The following is a 15,264-nucleotide window of genomic DNA, read 5'->3' as shown; positions in this document are numbered from 1 at the left end:
CATATCAGGTATCACCAACTGTTGTTATACAATTATTCTTCCCGCCAGAAAGTTTTATACAAAGTATCTCGCTCTTCTAAAGCATCTGTATTAATTTCAGTACCTACTGCAACAACTGGATCACCTTCTCTTTGAATAACACCAGGTGTACCAGGTATACCACCATTTTTTAATATAAAGTGACGTCTTTTCTTGCCTGGCTTGTTGCTATTACCTGAAGGCACTACTGCTGTCGCATCTTGCAAATTAACCGCATAAAGTAAACCTGTGCCAGCAGAAGGTTTGCAAGGGTCGTTGCTTTGTTGTGCTGTAGTAGGCTGATGAGTCGTAAATAATAGAACTCCCGCATAAGTAGTCGATTCACCTAATACTTTTTCACCTTCATGCTCTAGTCTGATAAACCATCCTTTTGCAGCATTTAGTTCAGCCCGAGCTTGTTGTTTAGCATTATCATCTATTCCGTCTTGGATAAGGTTTTCAGTAGCATCATACAAGTCACTTTCGGTTACAGTAACCAAGCTGCCACTAATAATGGGTCCAAATGGTCGATAGTCCTTAACCATGTAAAAACGATCCGCATTGGTTTTATCAAGCGGATGAGCTCTAAAGCCAGAGCCAACTGATAACGCAATATAACTATTATTTGATCCACGTTTTTGTACTAATGAAGGGTCAACTGCAGAGTAAAAACGACGTATACTAGTGCCTGTAGGCTCACCAAGCTTAGCTAATAGATGCCCTTTAGCAAAGTTATTACTACCACTATTTTTTTGATTAATATCAAACCGCCATACCTGGCCACTGATATCTACTGCGTAAAAATAATCAACGGCTCCATCAGAATTAATATCAACCAGCGATAAATTAGCAGGGAAACTGTATTTCATCTCTGTTAATTTTTCATTAGCACTAGCTTGTGCTGATGCTTCCCAGAGCTTTTCACCCGTTTCAGGATCAACCATATAAATGGCTCGGCCAATTTGGTCAGGAGCCATAGTCGTTTTTCCATCTTGACTTGGATCATAGCCTGCGGTAAAAAATAATACAGTCTTTAGTTCATCTTTTCCTTTCCATTTTATTTTCGCGATAGTTGGTTTAGACCAAGTTTGTCCTAACTCTCTAAAGTCTCCAGTTTCATCAGCTTTGCCATCTTTGTCTAAGTCCCCTTTAATAACCCACTCAAGAATAGGTGACTGGCGATTAGTGACGTTTAGTGCATAAATATTATTACCACCCCGGCGCATAGTTAAATACAAATATAAATGCTCATCAGTATCAGCCGAACCATTATTACTTATCAGCAAATCTTTATCATTATTTTTATCAAAATGCCAAACCTCTATGGGGCCATCTAAGCCATATAGTTTTTTCTGGTTGTCTTTGGTTTCATTACGACGATAAGCCGTAACATTAGGTAATAACTCCTGTGGTATAAAACTGAACTCTTCTTTGCCTGTTGCTGCATCTATAGCATGTAAAAAACCTTCATTGGTGGTAAAAAATACTGTAGTATCTTTTGTTTGACTATTAGCATTACTATAATAATTGATTACTCTCGGCGTGGTATGCAACGGGTCGCCTATCCGTTGGTTAATATCATCATTTTTACCATCCTGATCTAAGTCGTAAATATCAACCCCTCTTCCCCATTGAATGCTATTTTTTCTACCATCAGCATCCGTTTCACCCATTAGTTCAAGTGTCAAACTATTATTATTTTCATGAAATTCATTAGCAGACGTAGTTAGTAACACATTTTTCGGTGGAATTGAGTCCGTATAGGTGTATATATTGCGATTTAACCCTAGTTGACTAATCATACCTCCTTTAAGTACATCAGCACCGTCTTTTTCAGTGCTCCAATAGCTTTGGCTATCTTTACTAAATCCACCATTATTAAGTGCTTTATTTCCATTTACATCAACTACATCATTGTTATCATTCAATTTAAATCGCTTTAAATTTCCACTCCAGCGAGGGCCTTTATCTGGCTTGAATAAAGTGTAATAAATCTCATCGCTGTTTTGTAAGCGATTAAAAGAATCAATGGTGACTGCAGGGGTAACAAAAGAGGTACTAATATCTAAAACACGACTGATAATATCTTCTAATGCTTTTTGTAATCCCTCTACATCATCAGCAGAGTAGTATTTCCCACCACCATGATGAGCAGTGCTTTTTAATAACTTTACAGCATCCCCACCTAAGCCAAACCCCCCGATAGTGTATGTAGAAACCGTTTGCTTACCATCGATATGGTCTGCCATATCGGTGTTTTTCATATACCAGGCAAGTTCATCCATACACCTCCCACTCGCATCATTTCCTTTAGGAAGCTCATTGCTGTTATAACCACAATTTTTATATAAACCATTGGGTAAGCTTCTATTGGAAATAAGGTTTCTAATCTTAGAATTAGAAGATGTATCTTTCGTTGGTTTACCATCAGTGAACACAATTAAATTATTATACTGGCATTGATGTTTAATAGGAGATATATATTGATTACCACTTTTTGAATTGGGTGTACTTTTGTCGGGTATACTATTATTACCATAGACTAATGAGCCGCCTAAAAAGTACTGCAACATTTCATGCATTGACTCAGTTAAAGGTGTCCAGCCTGCTGGTTCATACTTATTAACTTTTGTCTGAAAATCTGATCTTGCTTTACTAACTTCTTCTGCTGCTAAATTAACAAACCCACCTTCACTACCTTTTTCTGAGTAACCACCTTTTGCATCAAATCTCGCTAAACTAATATCAATTCCACTAGTAACCTCAACTAAGTTAGCTGCTACATCCTGAACTACTTCCAAACGAGTTAACGTGTAGTCTCTTTTTTTCGAGTTATATTTTGGCCGATGAGGATTAGTTCCATTGTTAATTTTAAATTTTTTCTTATATTCAGCGTATGGAGGCACTATTGTAGGATCATCCATACTTCCTGATGTATCTAACAGTAACAAAACATTAGACCTAATTTTATTATCATTATTTTTCTTAAAAAAAATCTCTGTATCATCAGCCACAGATAGACTAGTAGTCACTAAGCTTACACTAAGAGCTAGGTAATGTAGTTTAAAGTTAGTCGATTTCATTAGCCTCTCCTGGCCTGAGTTATTTTATCCTTTAGTTTGATTTCTTAGCGAATAGGATACTATGATTTAGGTGCTGCTAGCATTAACCCTACTGTTTGAGTAGATAGTGCACCTATATTTTTTATCTTAGCTTTAGTTTGTAGCTTATAGCGATAACCCGCATAGTCTTTACTTAAACTAAATTGAGGTGGTGGCGCCCCCATTGATAAATATTCTAACTCACTATCACGCTCCACCTTTTCTATAGTTAGTTTATCTACGAGCTTTTGCTTTTGATTACTAGCTGATAATGCCTCAACAAAAGGCTTATTATTTTTCTTTAAGTTTGTTACATGCTGCTGGAGTACACTATAAGCAGCATGGTATATGGCTATATCATACTGAGAGTTGCTAGCCATACGCTCTTCAACATTTGCTGATTTTACAGCACTGATACTAATCACCATAAATAATAACAACATAATAAGTGATATAACTAAGGTAGCTCCTTGTTGTGATTTAATAGAGTTTTTCATTGCTGATAGTCCTTTATTGCTAGTTAAATACTTCCAATCATATCCAAACTGGCGTTATTAATAGTAAAAGTTGTGCTGTATATATACCGTGCTTTATTATCTTTAAATACGAGTTTTCCACTATCTAATATAGAGTAACTTCGTTCTTTTACTCCTGCAAAGCCATTGTCTTCGCCAGAGTTCACTAACATACCAATTTTTACCGCTCTAACCTTCAACCAGTCGTTCACTCTATTAGCATTAATATATTGAGCGACATAGCCATCATCTCCTGCAATTCCATAAAGTATTTGAAATGCATCTATTCCAGCAATAAGTGGAGCAGGATCAGACAACCATGTCTTAGTATCTGGATCAAAACCTCGGCAATGCAGTGTTGAAATATTATCTAGTGCTTCCAAGTAATATACATTTACTACAACTTTATCACTGGCTACCTTATACCCTGTACAATCAGTTTCATTTATTGCTTCCAACTGAACAGCTATGCGATCATTTTGATTAGGCCCACCATCATTTGTACAAAATTTGTCTGTTGCTTTACATCCATTCGTTTCTTTTGCATAGAAATAATTTAACAGCTCACCTTTATCTGGATTACGGTAACCAGCCATATGAATATCTCGGGACAGCAGTGCTAATGAAAATCGGCCATTTTCTTGAATGCGCGCCAGCTGATCATTATGTTTAAAAGTTAAACTAATTGACTGAAAAATTTGTAAAACTGCAGCCATTAAGATTAAACCAAGCAATACTGCAATCATTAGTTCAATAAGTGAGAGTCCTTGCTGCTTATTTTTTAATGGCTTATATAAAACGCTTATTTTGTTATTCATAAGTTAACCACTATCATTACTTTTCCAGTTAGGTTTTTATAGTTCTTATTTTTAGAAGATATTTTTTTATTAAATAGGGTATTCCAGCTAACTTCTACATTGTAGAGTCCACTTGGACAATTTGCTGTTTTTGTTCCATTGTCGCAGGTAATTTCTGCTGTTAAATTTGCCAGTGTATCACTTAAATTGGACCTAGTGTTATTATCATAACCACACATTAATTCCCAGGCATCAAAATAAGCTAGCTCTTCTGAACTACAACTTGAACCTGAACTTTTTCCTGAATTATCACTGTAATCACTACACATTTTGCTGGGCTTAGTTTGTTTTTTACAGCCATTATTGTATTGGTTAATTGCTTCAATATAATATCCTTTCTCAAGCCCTATAGAGTTGACTCTAATCCGCTCAACTACTTCTTGAGCTAGCCACATTGCTTGTGATCGTTGAGATGAATCAAATGTGCTATTCATTGCCTTAGACTGTAGCATCACCTGTCCTAGCAAGCCTATAGCCAGTACAAAAATAGATATTAATATTTCTATAAATGTAGCACCTTGTTGATATCGTTTTTGATGGTATAAGCTTTTCATAATTGAGCCATCCTATTATTCTTTATAAAGTCTACACCGGACATTTTCCAATTATTTTTACTGAAGGACGCCCCATTAAACTAACCATCACCTCTCTGTTTTTATCATTCTCATTGATACTACAGACATAGAAAGAAATCTGACGCTGTGCTCCAGCTAACATGCCATTATGTCTAAAGCTAATATAATTACTCAGCTGTGAATTTGAGGCAATATAAATACCTTGTTTTACATCTATTATTTTTTTAATTAACTTATCTTCACTTGGATTAAAATCAGTATTACCATTTTTTTCTACATCTGTGTAAATTTGCCAACCATCTTCCCAACGATTCTGTTTAGTTCCTGCAACACCAATAGTAATAGTTTGATTACGTTTTAATGCTTCACTTTTAGCAAGATAAAGACTTGAAATTAGATTATTTGTTTCAGCTCTTAGCTTATAAGAACGAATAAGGTTATCAAAGCTTGGAACGACAAAATTAACCGTAATAGAAAGCACGGTAAGCGTGATGAGTAGCTCTACTAGAGTAAAGCCAGAAATTTCCTTTTTCATAGCACAATTCCATGTATTGTCATGCCTATAATTAAGGTTAGCCTTAATTACTTGAAAGGAAATTACTGACTATTCCATTATGTGAAGTGAGTTCAGTTATTTGATAGAATTGAATGCAACATCTATATACCAAATTTAAGGAGCCTGTAATTTAAGATTTTGCCAAAATATTTCATTAGGTATTAAAAATTCTGGCTAGGTTAAATTCGTTGTATTAACCATATAGCTCCCATCAAACTAGTTAATAATGATGAGATACCACCTATCTTCAAACCATACTTCCATTTAAACATTGCATATATAGGAATTAATAATAAAACAATTATAGCTATTTGCCCCAGTTCTACACCAAGATTAAACATTAACAATCTTCCCCATATATCTTCATCACCACTTAACTCTTGTAACAAATAACTAAAACCTACGCCGTGTATCAAGCCAAAGCAAAATATAATCCACCAGCGATTGCGATAACGTTGTTTAAATGTTACATCGTCTTTCGGTTGTCGGTATAAATAGTAAAGATTTTCTATACCCAGTATTACAACTGTTAGTGCAATCAATGGCTCTGTAATCGTGGGAGGAATGGAAAGTACACCTAACACTGACAGTGCCAAGGTAATCGAGTGTGCCAAGGTAAATGAAGTTACCCATAGTAATAGCTGTTTAAATGCACAAGGGATCAGTAATAAGCAGATAATAAATAATACATGATCATATCCTTGCCAGATATGTGTCATACCTAACCAAATAAAAGAGGGATCAATACTGCTATAGTTTTGTCCAGGTATAACTTCTTCAACAGCTTCAGTTATCTGTTGAGCAGATGCTTCCTTTATACTGAAAGGATCTCCCCAACTCTCTACTTGTAACTGACGGTGAGGGTCAGTGTTAAAAAATGCTGTTGTTAACGACTTGCCCCATTTATTCAGTAACTGTTTTACTGGAAGAACCAATATTTTTTTATCAAATGTAAACCGCATTCTCATACGGCTATCCGCCATAAAAATTCGAGCATAGTTCTGATGGCCACGCCATTGTTCAGTAAATAGATTGTAACGAATTGACAACTCATCAATTCCCTGTGGACACTCATAATTCAATGTGTACTGGTAAGCAGTAATTTTTGGTAATGCCTTTGCTATGCTACTGAGCAGAAAGCAGGAACGCTTATTAGCAAAAACTCCCCAACCATTGGTTATAGAGGGCATATAGCTTGATGGCGGAGCAACTGTTTTATTATTACTAGAATCAAGCTCCAAGAGATTATCACTCGGCAAGGTATAAATAATTTTTACCCCAGGTTTAGCAATTTGAATAGAGGTATCGGTAAATCCACTTAAATGAGCTGAAGCTATCAAGGAAACAGCCCAAAGCAAACTAAAAATTATTATATTTCTAATCATTCTTGTTTCTACTAAGAGTAAATTGAGTTAGGGTAAACTGAGCTGTTGTATATTTATACCCGTCGCGAATCATTTTTAGGTTTTGTTATCATCGCTCCTCACCCCAATCACCTATGAATATAGGCTCATGGGACTTCGTCACTTGATGGCCTCACCTAAAAACCCTTCGCATTGGGTATATCTCTGGCATTTCAGGGTTTACTGTTTCCGAATGATCTTCCTCCATTGAAAACTCTACTCGCTCAGACAACTCTAAGTAGCCATCATTACTAAAAAAACTGACAAAATATTTGCCTTGGCTTAATCCTTTAAAATTTACTGCCCCTGATGTTGCTGGCGTATAACGCCAGTGGTTCGAAACCTGTTCGCCAGGCACTTCCCCCACCTGATATACCCCTATCCAATCCTTGTTGTTGCCATTCGATCCAGACCAGCGCACCACAACCGAGTCGTCCTCATTCAAGGTATTTTGTTCCAGTTTAAGCTCTACTACCGGCCCAATATAAAAATGAACTCGATCGGCAAGCTCCTTATAACCATCGTTAGAAAAAAATCCTACATAATACTCACCATCAACCAAACCATTAAATGTTAATTGCCCAGATGCTTTATTTGTATATGCCCATTGTGTGGATGAAACTGATCCTGGTGTTTGGTTCTTTTTATAAATACCTATCCAGTCTTTTGTAGTACTATACCCATTGTTATAAGTAACCGTTACAGCCTCACCTATACGATATTTGGTTTTATTTATGCTAATAACCGTCTCACCATCAGTACTATTTGTAACAGTAAAACGTTTAGCGGCAGACCACTCTGACCACTGCACATTCTTATCTCTATGTCTTACCCTGATAAAATAACGGCCATTAGGCAAATCCCGCTCCAGGATTGTCCAGTTTAAAATATCCAACCCTGCATGAATATCTACGGGCTCATAGTCAGGTGCGCCAGTATCACCATAAATATTTTCAAAATCCCGTATTTTATCAATTTTAAGCTGTTTGAATTCAGTGTCAGTAGCAATTTGAAACTGAGTGCTATTGATTGATTCTACTTCAATACTGCTAAATGCTGAGCTTCTAAAAGTATACGGCAACTTAATGGAATCGATAATACTATTCACAATGATTGGACGGTTGGGTTTTACTAAATCTAGCTTACGATAAAAGGTATCAATCAGGCGACTATTATAGTGAAGTCCTCTTGTTTTATATAATAATGGATGGCCCTCAGCGTAAGTTTCTACTGTCATTTCCTTAGTAGCCAAATTGATATCAATTAATTGCCAAGCCCAATTAGCAATGGTTTTTTGTACATCATCATAATCCAATTCCGTAGATTGCCCCCAATATTGATCCCAGGCAGTACCACCAGAAATCACATGATAAATGGGCCATTCACGGGTTTGACCACGAGCATACAAATGGTGATGTCCACTAATATTCAACACATGTTTTTGAGTACTGGACAAAATTTCCATCCACTCATATCTTAAGGTTTTTGATATATCACCGATGTACTGTTCTGCCTGATAAGGATGATGAATAACACTAATTATCCAATCAACACTGTTATCCACATCTGCTTTACTCAACACTTGAGTCAACCAGTTTTTCTGTGTGGAATCAGTTTTCATACTATTAAGGTGAATGATCAATAAACGACCTTGTTGATAGGCATAATAACTTTCATTTGTTGCACCAGAAATACCTTGATAGCTCAAGCCATCATAGAAAAAGTGTGCACGATAGTTCTTCAAATTGCCATCAGAGTAATATTCATGATTACCTACTGTCGTCATAATGGGCACATTAGGAGAAATGGCTGCCGACTGGGCAAAATGTAAATTTTCGTAATGGTCTAATGTACCCACATCAACCTGATCACCAACATTAAGTACTAAATTAATACTTTCTTCAAGAGGAGTAGAGTATTTTTTTTCTAACTTACTTTTAGCTGCTTTCACTAACTGCTCATAGCGATTTTGATTACGAATTTGGTGATCTCCCATTACTAAAATACGATAATGACCGGATCTTTCACCAATCTTCGGCTGTGTTCTAAAACGATGTACAGCTGAATACTCTTCACCTGTTTTAACTCGATAATGATACAATGTATCTGGTTGCAAACCAGTAAGTTGAACCCCATGATATCGATAGCCAATAGCAAGTAGCTGATTGTTACCAGTCGCTTTCTGGTTTAAATCAGATGAACTCAAGCCATATTCAACTAATGACTCAGTCCCTTTTGCCGTTTTCCAAGAAATCCAAATAGAGCTTTCTTTAGGGCTTTGTAAATAAGGTTTGATTTCTGCAATGGATGCTTTTGATAAAAGCAATAACAACAGAGTCATCATTCCTGCAGATATCACTCTGTATGGTAATTTTTTCATATATTTCTCTTTTAATAATCAGATGTAGTTGAATGCTTTATAGTTTTTATTTTCATGCAATTGCTATATTTAGCAGAGCAGCATTACAGCTAGAAGCTGATTAAATGACAGTTATACGTCAGTTTGGTGAGAAGAGGAGTCATCTGACAGAGAAAACTATTGCGAGTATTGCCAATAAAAATAAAAAATTAAAAAATCGCACCCTAGCGTATTCTTGAGTAATCTTTATACTCTTTCTTTCATTCGCTGAAACTGATAAGCACCAACCAGTAAAATAGTACCAACTGCTATCATAACCAGCATTTTATGGAATAATGAATAATCCTGCATATCGTAAAAGACTAATTTCGCCGTACATGCAGCAAATAACAAGAGTGATAATCTTAAAATATTTCTGTAATACTCCTGCAGTGTCATGAATAAAATTATAAGTGCATGTAGTAGTAAGACTATTGTTGTAGCCACAGCCAAAACATTACCAAATAGCAGCTTAATTATTGCCAAGTAGCTAAGTAGTAAAATGCCATGACCTACCCATACTTGAATATTAAAGGTTTGATAGTTCCTCCAGAATATCTTATTTTGATAGCAACGCTTATGAGTTATATAAAGACCAAGGCAGCCATAAATCACCAAAATAACAACATTAACAATACTGGCTACCTTTGTAGTGAGAAGGTTAGGTATTAATACGAGCAGAAATAATATAAGAATATAATTTAACCTAAAAACAGCATGTATAAATGCAAATACTGGTTGGCGAAGCAGGCAATAAGCCATAATTAATAATGTAGGCAGTAAACTCACTGCCATGCTATTTATAAAGCCATAGCTGCTTGTAAATCCATAAATCAGTCCCGTCAAACAAAAGCAAAATAAATAATAACCAAACCCAAATGATAGCTGGTACTTTGACTGTTTTAACCGCTGAATTTTAAAAGGACGCTCTATTAAAAATAATAAAATTACACTGAGTAAAGCAATAATAATATTGACCAAAGTAGTTATACTAAATGCAGTCACTGCAGCTATAAGGGTATTGAATACAGTAATTATAGTTGCAATATAAAAGATAACATAAAACTCCACAACCAACTGCTTAAGTTTTAATAACTGGTTTAATCCCCAGCAAATAGCTAGAGATAACCAAAAGGCACTGACAATAAACTGTGGGTAATGGCGATAAATATGTGGAAGTGGAATAAATGGGACAACTAAATAAACAATTAATCTTACTATACCAGCTGCTTTCGTTAAACGGCTACCTTCTACTGTAGAAGCATACTTATAAAATATAGGTAATGCCCAACCAGTAAAGAGTAACTCAAACCATGCTATCTTGGTCAACCATGTTTGATCAGAAAAATGGAATGAGCCTACTTTTATTCCTCCATTAACAATAGCAATTATAAAACACAATGGATGCAACCAAGCAAAAATCTCACTTATCTTTAATTTTAGCTTAAGAGACACAAAAAGTAATGCTGCCCAGGGAATTATTGCCAGATTCAACCAAGCCAGTTTATACTGTGCAGATACACTCAATAATAAGAATATTGATAAACCAATCGCTAATGGTTCAGATAAAATAAGTCGATATTGCTCATAAAGACTTGTATTTTCTGGCTTCAGGTAATTAATCAACACATATAAAAAAGCGCTAATAATTATCAAATTGATTGCAAAGTTATACCATAATTGACTACCAATTACTGGATACTGGCCAGTAAAAATATGACTGAGGCATAAACTAATAATGTCTAAAGCCACAAACACAGGTATTACTGCATAAGCTACCCCCTGATAAAGGTGAACCCACTTTGTTGAATTAAGTTTAAAGTAGCCAACAAAACTAAGCTGATTAACTAAACTGAAGGTAACGATAACACACAACCAGTTGAGCCAACTTATCACTGGCTGCGCCAGCCAATAATAAGTTATTTGATTATCTACGCCAAACCTGCTTAGTAAATTAATTGCAGTAATCAAACTAATTACAGGAACTGTATAAACAAGCCACTCCGTTAGCTTTAATTGATAGTATCGGTTACGCCACATCAACCAAACCAAAATAGGTACTGCACTCATTGCCAACCAACTTAAATTACTAATAAAACACACAATTAACCAGGTACAAATGCCTGCTAGGCTGACACCTTCATTAGCATAGTTTGTAATAATGTTTTCAAATGCTTTTTGTTCATCGATATAGTGCTGATTAAGTTTAAAGCATCCCCAAAGCAAGCCAATAAGTCCCAGCAACGGTAGTAACACATCTATAAGCAAGAAGCTTTCACTTAACCAGTCTGTAAAAATAACATCTGCAACTAGCTTTATTAGTGCAATCGCATAAAGAAAATAACCTTCAACCCTCAGGTAGTAAGCTTGATAGTTATGGCCAAAGTAAACTAAAGCCAAGCCTTCAATACCCAATAAAATACCAAACCAGTTTAGTGGTATTAAAGCAAATAACGCGCAAGCTAATTGCAGTGAAGCAGCTAATGATACAACAGGACCAAGTGCAGTAGTTCTCAAGCTAAAGCATTGAAACAAAAATACTATTATAGCAGTATTTATCAACAATATAATACCAGCGACTAGATTGCTGGCAGGCAAACTAAAACAAGCATAAATGAAGTAAAATAAAATGCTGTTTATAGCAATAAGGTCGAATGGTGCTAACGATGCCTTAAATTGCTTATTTTCTATACTCCAGTGATAGCCAAATAAATAGAAAAACCCAAACAGAAAGAAGACGCTTGCCAGATTAAAGTTGTTCCAAAAATATCCACCATACTCCAGCAAGCCTAATGTTGTAAACAATGTAATATTAGCCAGTATCTGCCAGCTAATCCGGCAAGCAATATGCAAGTTAGCTACAGCTAGCAAAAAGAGATAAAGAACAAAAGTTTGATCAACAACTATGTTTTCACCTGTTACAATCGGTGAAAGTGATCCTCCTAATAAGGTAACAGTAGCAACTACTTTTGTTTCAAAAATAATGGCCAGCCCATAGGATACTAATGTAATAGCACCAAATATAAAAAAACTGGTTAATTCATTAACAACCTCAAAATATGGACCAAGAAAATAAGTAACTAGATAGCCAACAATAATTCCCAAGCCAATCAAGCTTGAACCATATTCACTAAATGCAGGTTTTTTGATACAAAGCCAGCAGCCAATGGATGATACTGCAATACCTGCTAGATAACAGACTACAAATTTTGCGTAAAAGGGTAAAAACTCAGTAAATGAATACTGTAGTAAATAGCCAAAACCTATCACCAGTGTGGTAATACCTGCAGCTGTCATTAAAAATACAGGGGCTTTTCCTTGTTCTTGGTAATGCTTATAAATAAGAGTAATTTGCTCAATTAATCGCGCCAAGGGGCCTATATAAACTACAACTGAAACCAGCCAGTTAAAAGCATCGACCAACTTATTTGGTCTTTCTTCAGTAGATGAGGGTGTCTCACTGGTTGATTCTGAGCCAATAGATGTTTCTTGAAATATCTCAGCTGCCTGTTCTTCAGCAACACTTTGTTGGGGCTCTACATGTTGATACTGCTCTTCCGTAGTTCGTGTAGATGAAGCTTGAGTTGATGTAGATAAAACTTGGGATGAATCTAGTCCAGCCTGAGCTGGTTCTTCTAATTGTACACCTTCCAGCTCCAGTTCAACTTGATAATGACTGTCCTGTTCAATAACTCCATCAGTATAATGGCTTTGAGCAGCATCATGGCGTTTAGCTAACAAGCTATCAGACTGCTCTTGTTCAAGTTGTAGGCTAATGGAGTCAAGCTTGGCTGCTAACTGGCTTGCTCTGTTGCTAAGCTGTTCATGCAACTCAGCAAGTTCTTTTTTCAACAGGTTTATTTCAGCTTGATAGGCTGATTTATCCATAGTTTACAGTCATCATGTGATTTCCATATCAGTAGGAAAAAAGTATAACTCAATAGTGCAGCAACCACCGCGCCAATCTTTGTTTGAGTTTATCTTATAAGTGTCATATTAATTTTTCTTTACTACAATTTGAATTACTCATTATCTTCAATGAAGCACTATTCACCTTTTTCAACACAAGCAATACAGTATTTAATAAGAAAAAAAAGTAATGTATTCACTTATAAAAACAAAAAGATATAAGCTATCAATATACTTGATATCCATCAACTGTTTTTTATATCAAAGCGTATTAGCTGTTGACCTACCTACACCTACGACTAGTGTAAGAAACCCTCTTTTAGACGAGGAACAACGAAAGAAGGCTGAAGAAATAAAGAGAAAACAACAGTTCACTCCAGGCCAAGAACTTAAATATGAGCCAGAAAAAAAGCAGTTCGACGATACACAATGTATTAATGTAGATAAAGTGAATTTACAAAACGCAGATCTTATTTCAAGCGAAGAACAACATAGACTAACTAGCCATTATGAAAGCTCTTGTCTAACAGCAAAGAAAATAAATCAATTACTTCTAGATATCACTCGTTTCTATATTGAAGGTGGCTACATTACTAGTCGACCTTTAAAGCCTGTTATTGATGATGACACCAACTTAGTGATTCCTATTGTAGAAGGAAAAATTTCCCTGGTCACTCACGCAAAAGGTAGTCCCATTAATATCAAGACTGCTATTCCAAGACTATATAAAGATACTTTTAATATCAGAGACTTAGAACAAGGGCTTGACCAAATCAATCGACTAGCTTCTAACGATGTCACTGTTGATTTAGCACCAGGCAACACCTTTGGTACTAGCCAGTTAGTGGTCAATAATACAGATGAAAAGCCATGGCATTTATACATAAACGGCGATAACTATAGTGAAGGTAGGGACTCTGGTAGTATTAATTTTAGCTATGACAACTTATTTGGATTAAATGATAATTTATTTTTAAGTTGGCGCCATCAACTGTGGTTTGCCCACCAGGATAATGAAAGCAAGTCTATAAGTTGGTCTGTTCCCTATGGGTATTGGACTTTCTCTTTATTTGCCAGTGAGTTTGAGTACCTGACACCCATCGAAGACTTAGCTGTAGCGTTAGATGCAAGCGGCTTCACCAGGGAACAAGGCGGTAGAGTAGACTATGTGGCTTTTCGTGATCAAAAGAATAAAGTCAGTTTAGCTGGACAATTAACTCATAAAAAAATAAGGAATTTTGTAGATACTCTACTTCTTACTATTAGTAGTCATGACCTGACAATTGCCGACTTTTCTATTAACTGGTTTCGTATTGGGCTTGGAGCCTTGTGGATCTCCGAGCTAGGTTATAGCCAGGGGCTTGGCATTATTGGTGGTGATAACACAGACCCTCCTGACACTCAATTTAAAAAATGGCGCTATAGTATCAATGTAATTAAAGCCTTTTCAAATAACTGGCAATTTACTAGCCTGCTTTCAGGGCAATTCAGCCGTGACCTGCTGCCAGGAACAGAGCAATTACAAATAGGTAACCCTTATAGCGTTAGAGGTTTTAGAGATCAAAGTGCTAGCGCCAGCAAAGGAATTTACTGGCAAAACACTCTTTATGCCCCCCGGAATAGCTTGATTCTAGAAGAACTTCAATGGCGCCCTTATCTTGGTTTAGATACTGGTCGAGTAGCCAAAAGTGGTGACATCCCTGCTAGAGAACTTGCTGGTATCACCACAGGAATCACCTTGAATTGGGAACAAACCTCTCAGTTCGATATCCAGCTAGCACGTTCTTTAAAAAAGCCAGACAATTTTGATCAAGAAGGCTGGCACGCATTGATTAGATTTTCCATTAATTGGTGAATAATTAAAGTTGCCATTTTTAAATTCCAAAAATTTATTACTTTATAATGTAAACTTATTCAAGCCAATTTGATCAG

The 15,264-nt window shown here is 36.0% G+C and carries 9 protein-coding genes; 1 reads left to right on the top strand and 8 read right to left on the bottom strand.

What is annotated here, in order from left to right; translation table 11 throughout:
- Positions 1-32: 32 nt before the first annotated feature.
- The 8 genes from ORQ98_RS19680 to ORQ98_RS19645 form a co-directional block, all read right to left on the bottom strand.
- A complete protein-coding gene (locus tag ORQ98_RS19680; protein WP_274690529.1) occupies positions 33-3,101 on the bottom strand; it encodes a pilus assembly protein in 3,069 nt (1,022 codons plus the stop codon).
- A 59-nt stretch (positions 3,102-3,160) separates the two neighbouring features.
- Positions 3,161-3,616 (bottom strand): pilus assembly PilX family protein, encoded by a 456-nt coding sequence (locus ORQ98_RS19675; protein ID WP_274690528.1) that lies wholly within the window; start codon positions 3,614-3,616, stop codon positions 3,161-3,163.
- Positions 3,617-3,639: 23 nt separating this feature from the next.
- On the bottom strand, positions 3,640-4,452 hold the full coding sequence (locus ORQ98_RS19670; protein WP_274690527.1) for a PilW family protein: 813 nt from the start codon (positions 4,450-4,452) through the stop codon (positions 3,640-3,642).
- Positions 4,449-5,045, bottom strand: coding sequence for a type IV pilus modification protein PilV (gene pilV / locus ORQ98_RS19665; protein ID WP_274690526.1), 597 nt, complete (start codon positions 5,043-5,045; stop codon positions 4,449-4,451). The genes ORQ98_RS19670 and pilV overlap by 4 nt, the downstream gene beginning before the upstream one ends.
- Before the next feature lie 31 nt (positions 5,046-5,076).
- A complete protein-coding gene (locus ORQ98_RS19660; RefSeq protein WP_274690525.1) occupies positions 5,077-5,601 on the bottom strand; it encodes a GspH/FimT family pseudopilin in 525 nt (174 codons plus the stop codon).
- Between the two features lie 200 nt (positions 5,602-5,801).
- Positions 5,802-7,007 carry a HupE/UreJ family protein gene (locus ORQ98_RS19655; protein WP_274690524.1) on the bottom strand — a complete coding sequence of 402 codons (1,206 nt, stop codon included), beginning with the start codon at positions 7,005-7,007 and terminating at the stop codon, positions 5,802-5,804.
- Between the two features lie 151 nt (positions 7,008-7,158).
- A complete protein-coding gene (locus ORQ98_RS19650) occupies positions 7,159-9,405 on the bottom strand; it encodes a purple acid phosphatase family protein (protein ID WP_274690523.1) in 2,247 nt (748 codons plus the stop codon).
- Positions 9,406-9,630: 225 nt separating this feature from the next.
- On the bottom strand, positions 9,631-13,311 hold the full coding sequence (locus ORQ98_RS19645; RefSeq protein ID WP_274690522.1) for a DUF2339 domain-containing protein: 3,681 nt from the start codon (positions 13,309-13,311) through the stop codon (positions 9,631-9,633).
- Between the two features lie 256 nt (positions 13,312-13,567).
- Here ORQ98_RS19645 and ORQ98_RS19640 point away from each other — a divergent pair, with 256 nt between their 5' ends.
- The gene (locus tag ORQ98_RS19640) at positions 13,568-15,187 is read left to right on the top strand and encodes a ShlB/FhaC/HecB family hemolysin secretion/activation protein (protein ID WP_274690521.1); all 1,620 of its coding nucleotides are present in this window, start codon (positions 13,568-13,570) and stop codon (positions 15,185-15,187) included.
- The last annotated feature ends 77 nt before the right edge of the window (positions 15,188-15,264 follow it).

It is taken from the genome of Spartinivicinus poritis, assembly GCF_028858535.1.
GTDB lineage: Bacteria > Pseudomonadota > Gammaproteobacteria > Pseudomonadales > Zooshikellaceae > Spartinivicinus > Spartinivicinus poritis.
The sequence above is the reverse complement of the archived record's forward strand: the minus strand, read 5'-3'. Positions and strand labels throughout refer to the sequence as shown.